The sequence below is a fragment of the Streptomyces sp. NTH33 genome (assembly GCF_003236365.1).
Lineage (GTDB): Bacteria > Actinomycetota > Actinomycetes > Streptomycetales > Streptomycetaceae > Streptomyces.
The window spans coordinates 13,532-28,968 of sequence record NZ_POTZ01000031.1 but is presented as its reverse complement, the minus strand read 5'-3'; the positions used below and the strand labels follow the sequence as shown (position 1 = coordinate 28,968).

Below are 15,437 nucleotides of genomic sequence, written 5' to 3'. Positions count from 1 at the left end.
TGCCGGCGCCGCCTCCCCCGGCTCCTCCACCCCGGTCACCGGCACCACCGACAGCACCACCCTGCTCTCCCGCCTCTCCGACCCCAGGAACGTCGGTCCCGGCCTCCTGGTCGTCGCCGGCAGCCTGATCGCGCTGGTCGCCACCCGCTGGATCCGCGCGGAACAGGACCGCAGGGCCTACCAGCGGCACTACTCGGCGACGTGGGGCTGACCGGGGCGGTCCGTACGGCGGTCGTGCCGGCGCCGGCAGCACGGGGGATGCCGGGACAGAGGGCGGAGGACAGCGCGAGAAGGGCACCCATGCGCTCATGGGTGCCCGGGGAGGGTGGTCCGACGCCGCGGCCGGGGTCGCGGAGGAGAGGTGGCTCAGGCGGCTCTGAGCGGGGAGTGGGCGACTGTGGCCCACTCCATCACGAGGCGCTGGTATTCCTCGCGCTGCTCGCTGGTCAGTGTCCCGCCCGACCGGAGCCACAGAGCCCGGATCTCCTCGTTGACCTCCGCGGCCGATCGCTCGGAAACGGGTTCAACAGTGGTGGACATGCCGTGAAGCATATGCCGGTCGAGGTGAAGGCGCTGTGAATAAGTACGAGCGATACGGGCATATCGGATCGTGTTGCTCATCACGTGAATTCGGCAGGAGCCCGGCGGCAGTTCGCGATTCAACCGCCACCGGGCGCCGGCCTCCGCCCGCGCTCAGGTGCCCGGCTTGCGGCCGTAGACGTACACGTCGTCGCCCTTCTTCAGCAGCGACCAGTACTTCTTGGCGTCCTTCGGCGTCATGTTGACGCAGCCGTGCGAGCCGGGCGGGTTCCACATGCTCAGACCGACCGAGTGGAAGGCCTGGCCGCCGTCGAAGAACTGGCTGTACGGCATCGGCACGTTGTAGAGCGTCGAGACGTGGTCGATGTGCCGCCAGTAGATCTTCTTCAGGCCGGTGCGGGTCTTGTACCCCTTGCGTCCGGTGCGCACCGGCACGGGGCCGTAGACCAGCCGGCTGCCGTCCTGGATCCAGCTGAGCTGGAGCGTGAGGTTCACGCAGGCTATCCGGCCCTTGTTCACCGGGCACTTGCCGGCCTTGTTGGGCTTTTTGCCCACGGCCTTCTGCTTGTTCATGAGGTCCATCACGCCCCAGGTGACGGGACCCGCGTAGCCGATGTTCGGCGTGATGCCGTGCTTGTTCTGGAAGGCCCGTATCGCCTTGCAGTCCGTGGCCGACTGCCGCCCGTCGACCGGCCGGCCGAGGAACTTCTCCACCTGCTTCTGGTACGGCCCGGTCTGCGTGGTGCAACTCGCCGCCTGCGCCGGCGCGGCACCGAGCGTCAGTGTGAGCGGAACCACCAGTCCGGTGACGCCCAGTGCGACCGCTCCCCGTCTGCCCAGGTCCCTCATGACAACCCATCCCCCTTAATGCTTGGTGCGTTCCTGCGCTTCCCGACACCTAGACCCCTGCCGGCGGACACTGGTTGCAGAGCACCTCGCGCCGAGATGAAGCCGAGACGAAACGGTGACATCCGACCTGCTTCGGCGGGTGGTTCAGGTGGCCCGAAGGGCCTCCCGGAAGCCGGAGTTGACCGCGGTGAGGCCGCCGTCCACGGTCAGGGTGGTGCCGGTGATCCAGGCCGCGTCGCGGGAGGCGAGGAAGGCCACGGCGGCGGCGATGTCCTCCGGCTCGCCGACCCGGCCCAGGGGGTACAGGGCGCGGATCCGGTCGAGTGCGGCGTCCCTGCCCTCCCAGGCCGAGGTGCGTACCGTGCCCGGCATGACGAGGTTGACGCGTACGCCGCGGGCGGCGGCGTGTCCGGCGAGGGTGCGGGTGAGGGACGCCAGGCCCGCCTTGGCGGCGCTGTAGGCGTGGTTGCCGAAGTCCTGGACGCCGTTGACCGAGCCGATGCCGACGATCGCGCCCCGGCCGCCCGCCGCCAGGTGGGGCAGGGCGGCGCGGCAGCAGCGGTAGGCGCCGGTCAGGGTGACGTCCAGGTCGCGGGCCCACGCCTCGTCCGGGCCGTCCTCGAAGAGCGGGGTGTCCGGTGCGCAGTGGGCCGCGCTGTTGACCAGGACGTCGAGTGAGCCGAAGGCGCGCACGGCGTGCGCCACGGCCTCCTCGACCGCCCCCCGGTCCGTGACGTCCACCGTGTGCGCCCGCGCCGTGAGCCCGCGCTCGCGCAGGGCCGCCGCGGTCTCCTCCGCCGCGTCGCCGTCCGCGTCGGTGACCAGGACCCGGGCCCCCTCCTCCGCCAGCCTTCGCGCGGTGGCCGCGCCGATGCCCCGCCCCGCTCCCGTGATGAGAACCCCGTGTCCGTCGAACCGCCCGCTGTCCGTCATGCGCCGAACCTACTGCGGCGGACGATCACGCGAACAGACGGCGTGCGCGGTCACCGGTAGCCGGTCGTGTCGGCCGGCTTGTCCTGGTCCTGGACCTCGGGCAGGTAGCGCCAGGCGTCGGGGCGGCTGCCGTCCAGGTCGGTGAAGCCGTAGACCCGGGCGAGGGTGCCGCTGGAGAGGGACCGGCCGTTCCAGCGGGCCACCTCCGGGTCGGCGGCCAGGGCGGCGACGGCGCGGCCCACGTAGCGGGGGGTCTCGGAGATGGCGAAGTGGGGGTCCTGGTCCAGGGCGTCGCGCCAGTTGTCCTCGGTCACCCCGAAGTGGTCGAGCATCAGCTCCGAACGCATCCAGCCGGGCGTCAGGGCGAGGGCGGTGGCGCCGCGCGGGCCGAGTTCGTGGGCGAGGGCGAAGGCCATGCGCAGGACGGACGCCTTGGCGAGGTCGTAGAAGAAGTTGACGCGGTAGGCGTCCCGGTTGTACTCGGCGGTGCCGTCGGTCATCTCCACCACAAGGCCGCCGGGGCGGCGCAGCAGCAGGGGCAGGGCGTGGTGGCTGGTGATCGCGTGCGTCTCCACCGCGAGGCGGAGCAGCCGCAGTCCGTTCGCGAGGTCGTGCTCCCACACCGGGGTGTCCCACTCGAAGAGGTGCTCCGCGCCCCAGATGTCGTTGACGAGGACGTCCAGGCGGTCCTGCTCGCGCGCGATGCGGTCCACGAGGGCGCGCACCCGGTCCGGCTCCAGGTGGTCGGTGGGTACGGCGATGCCGTGGCCGCCGGCCGCGGTGACCAGGTCGGCGGTGTCCTCGACGGTCTCGGGACGGTCGTACTCCGAGCGGCGGGCGCGAGTGGTGCGTCCGGTGACGTACACGGTGGCGCCGGCCGCGCCGAGTTCCACCGCGATTCCCCGCCCCGCTCCCCGCGTCGCTCCCGCGACCAGCGCGACCCTGCCTTGAAGTGGACCCGGCATGTCCGGCCTCCTGTGCGTACTTCCGTCGATGCGTTTGCCGTCATCGAGGGTGCCGGGGAAGCCGGACATCTTCTGTCGTGATTTCGCGAGTGAGCCGTCTTCTGCGGCCGACTCGCCGGGGACCCGCCGCGGGCGGGCCGCACGAGCGGTTTCCGGTCTCGTGCGGCCCGCGTCCGTCAGTGCCCGCGTCCGTCAGTGTCCGCGGGCGATCCACTCCTCAAGGTGCGGGGCCTCGGCGCCGATGGTGGTGGAGTCGCCGTGGCCGGTGAGGACCTTCGTCTCGGGCGGCAGCGTCAGCAGGCGGTCGCGGATCGAGTCGATGATCGTCGGGAAGCTGGAGTACGACCGCCCGGTGGCGCCCGGACCGCCCTGGAAGAGGGTGTCGCCGGTGAAGACGACGCCGAGCCCGGGGTCGTACAGGCAGATCGCGCCCGGGGCGTGGCCGGGGGTGTGCAGGACCGTCAGGTCGGCGCCCGCGGCCTCGATCACCTGGCCGTCGACCAGGTGCTCGTCGGGGTCCCGGTCCGGGTGGGTCATCTTCCACAGCGGCAGGTCGTCGCGGTGCAGCCAGATCGTCGCGCCGGTGAGGTCGGCGAGGGCGGGGGCCGCGTTGACGTGGTCGTTGTGGGCGTGGGTGCACACGATCGCGGTCAGCCGGCGGTCGCCCACGGCCTCGGCGATGGCCTGGGCGGCGTGGGCGGCGTCGATGACGACCGCCTCGTGGTCGTCACCGACGATCCAGACGTTGTTGTCGACGTCCCAGGTGCCGCCGTCGAGCGTGAACTTCCCGGAGGTGACGAGGCGTTCGATGCGCGGGGCCATCACAGCACCACCACCGAGCGCAGCACGTCGCCGCGGTGCATCCGCTCGAACGCCTTCTCCACCTCGTCCAGTTGGATGGTCTCGGTGACGAACTTGTCCAGCGGCAGGCGTCCTTGCAGATGCAGGTCGATGAGCATCGGGAAGTCCCGGGAGGGCAGGCAGTCTCCGTACCAGCTCGACTTCAGCGCACCGCCGCGCCCGAAGACGTCCAGCAGCGGCAGCTCCAGCTTCATCTCCGGCGTCGGCACACCCACCAGGACGACCGTGCCGGCCAGGTCACGGGCGTAGAAGGCCTGCTTGTACGTCTCCGGGCGGCCCACGGCGTCGATGACGACGTCGGCGCCGAAGCCACCGGTCAGCTCGCGGATCGCCTCGACCGGGTCGTTCTCCTTGGAGTTGACCGTGTGCGTGGCGCCCATGGTGCGGGCGGTCGCGAGCTTGCGGTCGTCGATGTCGACGGCGATGACCTTCGCCGCGCCCGCCAGGTACGCCCCGGCGATCGCCGCGTCGCCGACGCCGCCGCAGCCGATGACGGCGACCGAGTCGCCGCGGCCGACGTTCCCGGTGTTGATCGCCGCGCCGATGCCGGCCATCACGCCGCAGCCCAGCAGGCCGGCCACCGCCGGGGAGACGGACGGGTCGACCTTGGTGCACTGGCCGGCCGCCACCAGGGTCTTCTCGGCGAAGGCGCCGATACCGAGGGCCGGGGAGAGCTCCGTGCCGTCGGTGAGCGTCATCTTCTGCCGCGCGTTGTGGGTGTCGAAGCAGTACCAGGGCCGCCCGCGCTCACAGGCGCGGCACTTGCCGCACACGGCCCGCCAGTTCAGGATCACGAAGTCGCCGGGCGCGACCTCGGTGACGCCCTCGCCGACCGACTCCACCACGCCCGCGGCCTCGTGACCGAGCAGGAACGGGAACTCGTCGTTGATGCCGCCCTGCTTGTAGTGCAGGTCGGTGTGGCAGACGCCGCAGGCCTGGACCCGTACGACGGCCTCGCCCGGCCCCGGGTCCGGCACGACGATCGTCTCGACCCGCACGGGCTCGTTCCTCCCGGGCGCGATCACGCCGCGCACTTCCTGCGCCATGGTGCTGTTCCCTTCCGTCGAACGGTGTACCTCCCCACCGACCCTACGTGCAACTGATCAGTAAGGCACTAAGAGGAGTCACTCATTCCGGTTTCGTAGTGGTCTGTGCCGCGCTTGCCCGGCCCGCTCCGGCGGAGGAGCCTCGAAGGGTGAGGCCCGTCGCGGCCCGCTCCTCCCGGGCCGCCGCCCCCGTAGGAGGTCACCATGGCCGGCACGGCAAGCCCCGCCTTCGACACCGACACGCTACGCCGCGGCATCGAAGGAGACACGGCGTCCACACTGCTGTCGCTGTACACGGACGACGCGGAGATCCGGATCGTGGACCGCGACGCCCAGCCCAGTCGTCCCAAGGTCCTGCACGGGCGCGACGAGATCGGCTCGATGCTGAACGACATCTACGGCCGCGACATGACGCACAGGCTGGAGCAGTGCGTCGTGCAGGGCGACCACGCCGCCTACGTCGAGTCCTGCGAGTACGGGGACGGCGTCCGCGTACTCGCCGAATCCATGGTCTCGCTGCGCGACGGCAGGATCACCGACCAGATCATGATCCAGGTATGGGACGAGTAGGGAGAAAGGCCGCGAGGTTCCAGGTCAGCTCCCGGATGACCTGGACCTTCTCCGCCCGCGCGGGTCTGGGCGGGTCCCACTCGGCCGGGTTCCGGAAGTCACGGGCGGCGTCCCGACTGGCGCTCGCCGCTCTCCTCCGACCGGTCCTGCGGGCGGCCCGGCCCCGCCCGCGCCGTGCCGCGCCGGGTGCGCGTCGACCGCGGCGGGCCCGTTCGGCTAGGCTGAGGCGGGGCCGTGACTGGCGCTGAGGTGGAGCACCACCGGGGAGCGGTCCACACAGAGTCTTGAGCCGCGCGCCTGGGCGATCCGTCGAACGCCCAGGAGTGATCATGCCCCAGGCCCGTCTGATGGACGGCACCGCGCTCGCCCGCCGTGTCGTGGAGAAGACCGCCGAGCAGGCCGCCGCACTGACCGAGCGCACGGGCACGGTGCCCTGCCTCGCGACGGTGCTGGTCGGCGAGGACCCCGCCTCCGTCACCTACGTGCGGATGAAGCAGAACCGCTGCCGCAGGGCCGGCATCGACTCCCGCCATGTGGCGCTGCCCGCCGGGACCACCACCGAGGAACTGGTCGGCACGCTGCGGTCCCTGTCGGAGGACCCCGCCGTGCACGGCATCCTGCTCCAGCACCCGGTCGGTGACCACATCGACGAGCGGGCCGCGTTCGAGGCGATCGCGCCCGAGAAGGACGTCGACGGAGTCACCTTCGCCTCGTTCGCGACGATGAGTTTCGGGCTGCCGGGGTTCGTCTCCTGCACGCCCGGCGGCATCCTGCGGCTGCTCGACGAGTACGGCGTCGAGCTCGGCGGCAGGCGTGCCGTCGTGGTCGGCCGCAGCGCGATCCTCGGCAAGCCGGTGGGCATGCTGCTGCTCGCACGGGACGCGACGGTGACGTACTGCCACTCGCGCACCGCCGACCTGTCGTCCGTGGTCCGTGAGGCGGACGTCGTGGTCGCCGCCGTGGGCCGGCCGCGGCTGATCCGCGGCCAGGACGTCAAGCCGGGCGCCGTCGTGATCGACGCCGGCTACAACCCGGGCAACGTCGGCGACGTCGACTTCGACTCCGCCGTGGAGCGGGCCTCGCTGATCACCCCGGTGCCGGGCGGGGTCGGCCCGATGACGATCGCCACGCTGCTGGAGCAGACCGTGCGCGCCGCCGCCCGGCAGCTCGGGGTGTGACCGGCGCGTCCGGGCGCCGTACCGCAGGACGTCCCCGGCGCGGGATGCCGGCCGTGACCGGGGGGACGGGATCCGACACCCCTCGGGTCGTTCACGGGTGGCGGGCGGGCGCGCCGCCATACTGGCCGACGTGCGCGTAGCGATCATGACGGCGGGTTCCCGGGGCGACGTGGCTCCCTTCACCGGACTCGGGCACGGCCTGGCCCTCGCGGGGCACGCGGTGACCCTGGTCACGCACGGGTGCTTCGAGCCGCTGGTCGCGGGCTCGGGCCTGGGTTTCCATCCGCTGCCGGTGGACCCGCGGGCCGAACTGGAGTCCTCGCGCGGACGCGGACTGCACCGCAGCGCCACCAGCGCGGGCAAGATGCTGCGGGCCGTGGGGCTGGCGCGGGCGGCCCTCGGCCGGATGACGGACGACCTGATCGCGGCGGCCGAGAAGAACGACATGCTGCTGCTGGCCGGCTCGCTGGGTCCGGTCGGGCACGCCATCGCCGAGGCGCTGAGGCTGCCGAGCATGGGCGCGCATCTGCAACCCCTCTCCCCCACCGGGGAGTTCGCCCCGCCCCTGCTCGGCGGCGGCCACTGGGGAGCAGCGGCCAACCGCCTCGCCGGCCATGGCGTCGACCTGGCCGTGGAGCGGGTCTTCTCGGCGGCCGTCCCCGCCGTGCGCGCCCGGCTGGGGCTGCCGCGCACCCGCGCCGGCACCGGGCGGCGCATCCGCCGGGGGCAGCGCCGGCCGGTGCACCACGGCTTCAGCCGGCTGGTCGTGCCCCGGCCGCACGACTGGCGGCCCGGACTCGAGGTGTGCGGGTACTGGTGGCCGTACGACCGCTTCACCCGCCTCCCCGTCGACGTACGGGACTTCCTGGACGCGGGTCCTCCCCCGGTCTTCGTCGGCCTCGGCAGCGCCACCGTGCCCGACCCCGGCCGGCTCAGTGACACGGTCGTGCGCGCGCTGCGCCGGGCCGGGCTGCGCGGGGTGATCCAGCGCGGCTGGGCCGGGCTGGGGGCGGCCGGCGAGGACATGCTGACCATCGACGAGGTCCCGCACTCCGCGCTGTTCCCGCGGATGGCCGCCGTGGTGCACCACGCCGGGGCGGGCACGACCGCGGCGGGGCTGCGCGCCGGCGTCCCCGCGGTGCCGGTTCCCGTCCAGTTCGACGAGGGCTTCTGGGCCGAGCGCCTCGTCGGCCTCGGCGTGGCGCCGTGCGCCGTCCCGGTGCGGGGACTGACCACGGACGCCCTCGCCGCGGCCCTCGTCCGGGCCACCCGGGACTCCCTCCACCGGGAGCGGGCGCGGGCCCTGGGCGTCCGGATCCGCGAGGAGGACGGGGTCGCGCCGGTGCTGGACGCGGTCGACCGGCTCGCCGGTTAGGGGCTGTCCTCCGTCCAGCCCGGTGGCCGCAGGACGGCCAGCAGCTGGCGGACCAGTTCGTCGACCACCTCGTCCAGGGTCGCCTCCACCCAGCCTGCGCTCCAGTCGTGCAGGAGGCCGTTGACGCTGCCGATGAAGGCCGTCGCGGCGAGCCGGTAGTCGCGGGGCGCGGCCTCGCCGCGCGCGGCGGCGGCGACGGCCTCGGCGCAGATGAGGTCGACCCAGCGGGAGCGGCGCTCGAGGCGCTGCTCCTCCAGACGCGGGCTGACGCCGATGATCTCGACGAAGGTGATGCGGATCCGGCGCGGGTCCGCGGTGACGCTGGCGGCGTAGGCGTGGAAGAGGGCGGCGACGCATTCGGCGAGCGGCAGTCGCCCGGCCTCGGCGAGGGCGTCCAGGACGGCCTGTTCCGCCCAGTCGTTGACCTGGAGGTGGAGGGCGGCGAGGACGTCCTCGAGGGTGCGGAACTCCTCGTAGAACTGCCGGGTCGACAGTCCGGCGGCCTCGCTGAGCGCGGCGACGGTCGTCGCGCGGTAGCCGGGGGCGCCGCCGAACAGCCGCAGCGCCGCCTCGAGGAACCGGCGGCGCCGCTCGGCCTGTCGCTCGGCGGCGGACTTGCCGCCGTAGCGGCCGGTCGGCGCCCTCAGCCTGCCCGCCACGATCCCCTCCCTCCCGTGTCCGCTCCAATTTTGTCGTGTACGCGGTCTTGTGGAGCAGGCGACCCCCTCCTTACTTTTCAGTAAGTTGACTGTGAAAGCACTGGTGTTCAGATTTCCGGCTCCCCATCACAGAGGAGAGAGCAGTCATGCCTGCTGTCAGAACCAGGCACCTTTGCTCCGTGGCCGCCGCCCTCGTCCTGACCGTCACCGCCCCCGCCGCCACCGCCGCCACCGCGGCGCCGCAGGGCCCGGCCGGGCTGCGGGAGGTCCTGTTCGTCGGCAACAACTGGGACGGCACCGCCGATGTCCTGAAGTCCACCGGCGACTTCTCGAGGATCGGCCGGGTGAACGTCATCCCCGACAAGGACCGGCGGATGGCCGAGATCAACGCCGACCCGATCAAGTGGATCTACTTCCAGGCGATCCGCAACGGCGTCGGCGAAGGCCACGACCAGTTCGCCGACGACATGTACACCACCCCGGACGGAAGGTCCGTGGTGGTCTCCCGGCCCAGCTTCGCCGACGTCGTGTCGATAGACCTGGCCAGCGGGAGCGTCAACTGGCGCTTCTCCGTGGCCGGTTACCGCGCCGATCACATGGCCGTCTCCCCCGACGGCACCCGGGTCGCGGTCTCCGCCTCCACCGCGAACACCGTGCACGTCCTGGACATCGGCACCGGAAAGCAGCTCGGCTCGTTCGCCACCGGCGACAAACCGCACGAGAACGTCTTCACCAAGGACGGCAGGTACCTCTGGAACATGTCCATCGGGGACGTCACCACCGCGCTGGACGACCCGTTCTGGGACTGGACCAAGGGCGACCGGCGCATCACCGTCGTGGACGCGACGACGTACAAGCAGGTCCGGATCATCGACATGCGCCCGCGCCTGGACGCGATCGGCCTGAAGAACTTCTCCGACGCGGTACGGCCCGCCGTCTTCTCCCCCGACGAGTCCCAGCTGTACTTCCAGGTGTCGTTCTTCAACGGCTTCCTGGAGTACGACGTCGCCTCCGACACCCTCACCCGGGTCAAGACGCTGCCGAAGAACCCGGCGACCGGCGAGGACCGCACCACCTGGGTCAACGACTCGCGCCACCACGGCCTTTCGATGAATCCCGAGGGCACCAAGCTGTGCGTGGCGGGCACGATGGACGACTACGCCACCGTCGTCGACCGCGCGAGCCTGCGGGAGGGCCCGCTCGTTCCCGCCGCCAAGCCCTACTGGGCCACGGTCAGCGGCGACGGCAAGGCCTGCGTCGTCTCCGAGAGCGGCGCCGACCAGGTCACGGCCATCGACTTCGCCACCGGGCGGAAGGTGGTGTCGGTCCCGGTCGGCGACCACCCGCAGCGGGTCCGCCTGGGCCATGTGCCGGCCGGCTGGACGGGGCCGTCCACGGGCTGACGGCCCTGCCGCAGTCGCAGGTCGGGCGCCTCGGCGCGGAAGCGGTGCACCGGCTCGTGGACCCAGGTGCCGGTCACCGTGCAGTCGGTGACCGGCCGGCCCCGTGCAGGCCCTGCCCCAGCGCCTCCCGGACGGTGTCCTCGACGGCCTTGAAGAAGGCCTACGGCATCGAGCCGAGCCCCACCTCCAGCCGGACGGGCGGCGGCAATGGATTAACGGTCAACAAAGCACGTCGCACCACTCGCCGCCTCCGGGGCGTGGTCATAGAGTGACGTACACCACGCTGGTCGCTGATTCCCCTCACTCACGCCCATACGGTCTTGGAGGGCACATGACCCACATCTCGGTCACGGTGGACGGCACGGCCTACGAGGACGAGGTGGAGCCCCGTCTTCTGCTGGTCCACTATCTGCGCGACCGACTCGGCCTGACCGGTACCCCGATCGGCTGCGACACCTCGAACTGCGGGACCTGCACGGTCGAGCTGGACGGCGCGAGCGTCAAGAGCTGCACGGTGCTGGCCGTCCAGGCGGACGGGGGCGAGGTGACCACCGTGCAGGGGCTGGCCCACGACGGCGAGTGGACGCCGCTGCAGCGCGCCTTCCACGAGCGGCACGCGCTGCAGTGCGGCTACTGCACCCCCGGGATGATCATGGCCGCGCGCGATCTGCTGCGTGAGAACCCCCACCCGGGCGCCGACGAGGTGCGCAAGGCGCTCGAGGGCAACCTGTGCCGGTGCACCGGATACCAGAACATCGTCCGCGCGGTGCTCGCCGCCGCCGAGGACACGAGCGCTTCGGAACGGCAGAGCGCGCAGGAGCAGAGCGCGCAGGAGGTGACGGCATGACCGACCAGGCCGTCGAACCCGAGGTCGGCCGGGCCCGGCTCCGCAAGGAGGACGCACGGCTGATCACCGGACAGACCAACTGGACCGACAACATCGGCGTCACCGGGCTGCTGCACCTGGCGATCCTGCGCAGCCCCATGGCGCACGCCCGCATCGAGCGCGTCGACGTCTCCCCCGCCCTGGAACGCCCCGGCGTCGTCGCCGCGTTCACCGGCCGCGACCTCGCCGACGGGCTCGGCTCGCTGCCCTGCGCCTGGCCCGTCACCGAGGACATGGTCCTGCCCGACCACCCGCCGCTCGCCCTGGACGAGGTGCGCCACGCCGGTGACCCGGTGGCGGTCGTGGTGGCCCGCGACCGGTACGCCGCCGCGGACGCGCTGGAGGCGATCGAGGTCGACTACGAGCCGCTGCCCCCGGTCCTGGACCTGGAGGACGCGCTCGCCGAGGGCGCCCCGCTGGTCCACGCCGACAAGGGCACCAACCGCGCCTACGTGTGGCCGCTGAGGACCGGCGAGGACTACGAGTCGGTCAAGCGGCGCGCCGAGGTGGTGATCAAGCGCCGCTACCGGCAGCAGCGGCTCATCCCCAACGCCATGGAGCCGCGCGCGGTCGCGGTCGCCCCGCTCGCCGCCTCCGGCGAGTACACGATGTACTCGACGACCCAGATCCCGCACATCCTGCGGATCATGCTGTCGGTGGTCACCGGGGTCCCCGAGCACAAGCTGCGGGTGATCGCCCCCGACGTGGGCGGCGGCTTCGGCTCCAAGCTCCAGGTGTACGGCGAGGAGGCGATCGCGCTGGCGATCGCGCGGAAGCTGGGGCGGCCGGTGAAGTGGACCGAGTCCCGCTCCGAGGGCTATCTGGCCACCCACCACGGCCGCGGCATGATCCAGGACATCGAGCTCGCCGCCACCCGCGAGGGAAGGCTGCTCGGTCTCAAGGTCGACCTGCTCGCCGACATGGGCGCCTATCTGATGCTGGTCACGCCCGGCATCCCGATCCTGGGCGCGTTCATGTACCCGGCGATCTACAAGATGGACGCCTACGAGTTCAACTGCACCGGCGTGTTCACCACCCGCACCCCGACCGACGCCTACCGCGGCGCCGGGCGCCCGGAGGCCACGTACGCCATCGAGCGGGCCATGGACGAACTGGCCGCCGAGGTGGGCCTGGACCCGGTGGAGGTGCGGCGCCGCAACTGGATCCGGCACGAGGAGTTCCCGTACACCACGATCGCGGGCCTGACCTACGACAGCGGCAACTACGAGGCGGCGACCGAGAAGGCCCTCGCCCTGTTCGGCTACGACGACCTGCGCGCCGAGCAGCGCAAGCGCGACGAGCGCGGGGACGCCGTACGGCTCGGCATCGGCGTGTCGACGTACACGGAGATGTGCGGGCTGGCCCCGAGCCGGGTGCTGCGGGACCTGAGGTACTCGGCCGGCGGCTGGGAGGCGGCGAGCATCCGGATGCTGCCCACCGGCAAGGTCGAGGTGGTCACCGGCACCAGCCCGCACGGGCAGGGGCACGTGACCTCCTGGAGCCAGATCGCCTCCGAGGTGCTCGGCGTGCCGTTCGAGGACATCGAGGTGCTGCACGGCGACACCCAGGCGGCCCCGCAGGGCATGGACACCTACGGCTCGCGCTCGCTGGTCGTGGGCGGGTCGGCCGTGCACCGGGCCGCCGAGAAGGTGGTCGAGAAGGCGCGGAAGGTGGCGGCGCACCTGCTGGAGGCCAGCGAGGACGACCTGGAGTTCAAGGGCGGCGTGTTCTCCGTCAAGGGCTCGCCCGAGGCGCGCAAAACCATCCAGGAGGTCGCCTTCGAGACGTTCACCTCGCACGACGTGCCCGAGGGCATGGAGCCCACCCTCAACTCCGAGTACCTGCTGGACCCGGAGAACTTCTCCTACCCGCACGGCACCCACCTGTGCGCGGTCGAGGTCGACACCGAGACCGGGCAGACCCGGATCCGGTCCTACGTCTGCGTGGACGACGTGGGCCGGGTGATCAACCCGATGATCGTCGAGGGGCAGGTGCACGGCGGCCTCGCCCAGGGCATCGCGCAGGCGCTGTACGAGGAGGCGGTGTACGACGCGGAGGGCAACCTGGTCTCCGGCACGATGGCCGACTACCTGGTGCCGTCGGCGGCGGACCTGCCCGACTTCGTCACCGACCGGACCGAGACGCCCGCCGCCTCCAACCCGCTCGGCGTCAAGGGCGTCGGCGAGGCGGGCACGATCGCCTCGACGCCGGCCGTGGTCAACGCGATCGTGGACGCGCTGCGGCCGCTGGGCGTGCACGACGTGCGGATGCCGTGCACCCCGGAGCGGGTGTGGGAGGCCGTCCGGTCGGCACGAGCAGGGCAGAAGGAGGCCTCGGCATGATTCCCCCCGCATTCGACTACGCCCGCCCCACCAGCCTGGACGAGGCGGTGCGCACGCTCGCCGACGCGGGCGAGGAGGCGAAGGTGCTGGCCGGGGGGCAGAGCCTGCTGCCGCTGCTCCGGCTGCGCCTGGCCTTTCCCGAGCTGGTCGTCGACGTCGGGCGGATCCCCGGGCTGCGCGGGGTCCGCGAGGACGGCGACATGCTCGCCATCGGGGCGCTGACCACGCACCACGACGTGGTCCACGACCCGCTGGTGCGGCGGCACGCGGGCCTGCTCGCGCAGGCCACCGAGACGGTCGCCGATCCGGCCGTACGGCACCGGGGCACCCTCGGCGGCTCGCTCGCGCACGCCGACCCGGCCGGCGACCTGCCGGCGGTGGTGCTGGCGCTGGACGCCGAACTGGTGGCCGTGGGGCCGGGCGGGCGGCGTACGATCCCGGCGCGCGACTTCTTCACGGACTACCTGCAGACCACTCTGGCCCCCGACGAGCTGCTGGTGGAGGTGCGGGTGCCGAAGCGGGAGGGGTGGGGCTTCCGCTACGAGAAGTTCCACCGGGTGGCCCAGTCCTGGGCGATGGTCGGCGTGGCCGCGCTGGTGCGGCGCGACGACGGGCACATCGCCGAGGCGCGGATCGGGCTGACCAACATGGGCGCCACCCCGCTGCGGGCCGCCGCCTCGGAGGAGGCGCTGGCCGGCGCCGGGGACGCCGAGGCGGTGGCGCGGGCGGCGCAGGATGCGGCCGAGGGCACGCGGCCCTCGCGGGACGCGTCGGCCTCGCCCGAGTACCGGGCGCATCTGGCGCGGGTGTTCACCAAGCGGGCGGTCCTGGCCGCCGCCGGGATGGGGTGAGCGCCGATCACCCCCATCGACAGCCCCGAGCAGGTGCGGGCCCGCCTGGAGGAGACCGGCTACCTCGTCGACGACGGGCTGGCCATCGCCTGCTTCCTGGCGCTCCGGCTGCACCGGCCGGTCTTCTGCGAGGGCGACGCGGGCGTCGGCAAGACGGCGCTCGCCGCCGCCCTCGCCGAGGCGCTGGACGCCCCGCTGATCCGGCTGCAGTGCCACGAGGGCATCGACGCCTCCCAGGCGCTGTACGACTGGGACTTCCCCCGGCAGCTGCTGCACCTGCGGGCCGCCGAGGCGGCCGGGGTCAAGGACGCCGACCGGCTGGAGCGCGAGCTGTACGACCGGCGGTTCCTGGTCGCCCGGCCGCTGCTGCGGGCGCTGCAGACGCAGCCGTCGGTGCTGCTGGTGGACGAGATCGACCGGGCCGACGACGAGTTCGAGGCGTTCCTGCTGGAGGTGCTGTCGGAGTTCCAGGTGACGATCCCCGAACTCGGCACGCTGCGGGCCGAGGTGCCGCCGGTGGTCGTCCTGACGTCGAACCGCACCCGCGAGGTGCACGACGCGTTGAAGCGACGGTGCCTGTACCACTGGTTCGACCATCCCGGTTTCGGCCGTGAACTGGCCATCGTCCGCCGCCGGCTGCCCGAGGTGTCGGCCCGGCTGGCCGAGCAGGTCACGGCGCTGGTGCAGGCCCTGCGCGCCGAGGACCTGCTCAAGCCGCCGGGCGTCGCCGAAACCCTGGACTGGGCCCGCGCCCTGGACGCCCTCGGCGCCACCGAGGTCGACGCGGAACTGGCGGTGGCCACGCTCGGCTCGGTACTGAAGTACCGCGAGGACACGGACCGCGCCCGCGGCCTGGACTTCGCGGCGGTCCTCGGACGGCGGGGGGCGTGAGCGGCGTGGCGGAAGAGCGGGAGGAACGGCGCGGACGCGCCGGAGCGGGCGGTGACCGTTCCACGGCTTTTACTCCCGGGCCGGGCGG

General features: G+C 72.5%; 15 protein-coding genes, 2 pseudogenes and 1 riboswitch. Of the genes and pseudogenes, 9 read left to right on the top strand and 8 right to left on the bottom strand.

What is annotated here, in order from left to right:
- A pseudogene (locus C1I97_RS05465) lies at nucleotides 1–211 on the top strand (S1 family peptidase); the annotation flags it as partial.
- Between the two features lie 155 nt (nucleotides 212–366).
- On the opposite strand, the gene C1I97_RS05460 reads toward C1I97_RS05465, so the two are convergent.
- The 6 genes from C1I97_RS05460 to C1I97_RS05435 all read right to left on the bottom strand — a co-directional run bounded on the left by C1I97_RS05460 (nucleotide 367) and on the right by C1I97_RS05435 (nucleotide 5,194).
- Nucleotides 367–552 carry a hypothetical protein gene (locus tag C1I97_RS05460; RefSeq protein ID WP_111002082.1) on the bottom strand — a complete coding sequence of 62 codons (186 nt, stop codon included), beginning with the start codon at nucleotides 550–552 and terminating at the stop codon, nucleotides 367–369.
- A gap of 141 nt (nucleotides 553–693) precedes the next feature.
- Complete coding sequence (locus C1I97_RS05455; protein ID WP_111002081.1) at nucleotides 694–1,389, bottom strand: L,D-transpeptidase family protein; 696 nt, start codon at nucleotides 1,387–1,389, stop codon at nucleotides 694–696.
- A gap of 144 nt (nucleotides 1,390–1,533) precedes the next feature.
- The gene (locus tag C1I97_RS05450) at nucleotides 1,534–2,322 is read right to left on the bottom strand and encodes an SDR family NAD(P)-dependent oxidoreductase (RefSeq protein WP_111002080.1); all 789 of its coding nucleotides are present in this window, start codon (nucleotides 2,320–2,322) and stop codon (nucleotides 1,534–1,536) included.
- 50 nt (nucleotides 2,323–2,372) lie between these two features.
- Nucleotides 2,373–3,287, bottom strand: a complete 915-nt coding sequence (locus C1I97_RS05445; protein WP_111002085.1) for an SDR family oxidoreductase — start codon at nucleotides 3,285–3,287, stop codon at nucleotides 2,373–2,375.
- A gap of 192 nt (nucleotides 3,288–3,479) precedes the next feature.
- Nucleotides 3,480–4,109: an MBL fold metallo-hydrolase gene (locus C1I97_RS05440; RefSeq protein WP_111002079.1), complete on the bottom strand. Its 630-nt coding sequence runs from the start codon at nucleotides 4,107–4,109 to the stop codon at nucleotides 3,480–3,482.
- A complete protein-coding gene (locus C1I97_RS05435; protein ID WP_111002078.1) occupies nucleotides 4,109–5,194 on the bottom strand; it encodes an S-(hydroxymethyl)mycothiol dehydrogenase in 1,086 nt (361 codons plus the stop codon). The genes C1I97_RS05440 and C1I97_RS05435 overlap by 1 nt, the downstream gene beginning before the upstream one ends.
- Nucleotides 5,195–5,398: 204 nt before the next feature.
- On the opposite strand from C1I97_RS05435, the gene C1I97_RS05430 reads away from it, so the two are divergent.
- The 3 genes from C1I97_RS05430 to C1I97_RS05420 all read left to right on the top strand — a co-directional run bounded on the left by C1I97_RS05430 (nucleotide 5,399) and on the right by C1I97_RS05420 (nucleotide 8,317).
- A complete protein-coding gene (locus C1I97_RS05430; protein WP_111002077.1) occupies nucleotides 5,399–5,764 on the top strand; it encodes a nuclear transport factor 2 family protein in 366 nt (121 codons plus the stop codon).
- A gap of 224 nt (nucleotides 5,765–5,988) precedes the next feature.
- Nucleotides 5,989–6,074: riboswitch (ZMP/ZTP riboswitch) on the top strand.
- A 19-nt stretch (nucleotides 6,075–6,093) separates the two neighbouring features.
- Nucleotides 6,094–6,942 (top strand): bifunctional 5,10-methylenetetrahydrofolate dehydrogenase/5,10-methenyltetrahydrofolate cyclohydrolase, encoded by an 849-nt coding sequence (locus tag C1I97_RS05425; protein WP_111002076.1) that lies wholly within the window; start codon nucleotides 6,094–6,096, stop codon nucleotides 6,940–6,942.
- A gap of 145 nt (nucleotides 6,943–7,087) precedes the next feature.
- Nucleotides 7,088–8,317: a glycosyltransferase gene (locus C1I97_RS05420; protein WP_111002084.1), complete on the top strand. Its 1,230-nt coding sequence runs from the start codon at nucleotides 7,088–7,090 to the stop codon at nucleotides 8,315–8,317.
- Here C1I97_RS05420 and C1I97_RS05415 read toward each other — a convergent pair.
- Nucleotides 8,314–8,976 (bottom strand): TetR/AcrR family transcriptional regulator, encoded by a 663-nt coding sequence (locus tag C1I97_RS05415; protein WP_111002075.1) that lies wholly within the window; start codon nucleotides 8,974–8,976, stop codon nucleotides 8,314–8,316. The two genes, C1I97_RS05420 and C1I97_RS05415, sit on opposite strands and share 4 nt — an antisense overlap.
- 146 nt (nucleotides 8,977–9,122) lie before the next feature.
- Here C1I97_RS05415 and C1I97_RS05410 point away from each other — a divergent pair, with 146 nt between their 5' ends.
- Nucleotides 9,123–10,379 carry a YncE family protein gene (locus C1I97_RS05410; RefSeq protein WP_111002074.1) on the top strand — a complete coding sequence of 419 codons (1,257 nt, stop codon included), beginning with the start codon at nucleotides 9,123–9,125 and terminating at the stop codon, nucleotides 10,377–10,379.
- 23 nt (nucleotides 10,380–10,402) lie between these two features.
- On the opposite strand, the pseudogene C1I97_RS42915 reads toward C1I97_RS05410, so the two are convergent.
- Nucleotides 10,403–10,602 (bottom strand): annotated as a pseudogene (locus tag C1I97_RS42915) (GTP-binding protein); the annotation flags it as partial.
- A 108-nt stretch (nucleotides 10,603–10,710) separates the two neighbouring features.
- Between C1I97_RS42915 and C1I97_RS05405 the strand changes: the two are divergent.
- Genes C1I97_RS05405 through C1I97_RS05390 form a run of 4 tightly spaced genes read left to right on the top strand, consistent with a single transcriptional unit; the run spans nucleotide 10,711 to nucleotide 15,349 of the window.
- Nucleotides 10,711–11,226, top strand: coding sequence for a (2Fe-2S)-binding protein (locus C1I97_RS05405; protein WP_111002073.1), 516 nt, complete (start codon nucleotides 10,711–10,713; stop codon nucleotides 11,224–11,226).
- On the top strand, nucleotides 11,223–13,607 hold the full coding sequence (locus C1I97_RS05400) for a xanthine dehydrogenase family protein molybdopterin-binding subunit (protein ID WP_111002072.1): 2,385 nt from the start codon (nucleotides 11,223–11,225) through the stop codon (nucleotides 13,605–13,607). The genes C1I97_RS05405 and C1I97_RS05400 overlap by 4 nt, the downstream gene beginning before the upstream one ends.
- The gene (locus tag C1I97_RS05395; RefSeq protein WP_111002071.1) at nucleotides 13,604–14,458 is read left to right on the top strand and encodes an FAD binding domain-containing protein; all 855 of its coding nucleotides are present in this window, start codon (nucleotides 13,604–13,606) and stop codon (nucleotides 14,456–14,458) included. The genes C1I97_RS05400 and C1I97_RS05395 overlap by 4 nt, the downstream gene beginning before the upstream one ends.
- Before the next feature lie 33 nt (nucleotides 14,459–14,491).
- Nucleotides 14,492–15,349, top strand: a complete 858-nt coding sequence (locus tag C1I97_RS05390) for an AAA family ATPase (RefSeq protein WP_181446578.1) — start codon at nucleotides 14,492–14,494, stop codon at nucleotides 15,347–15,349.
- Nucleotides 15,350–15,437 lie beyond the last annotated feature (88 nt).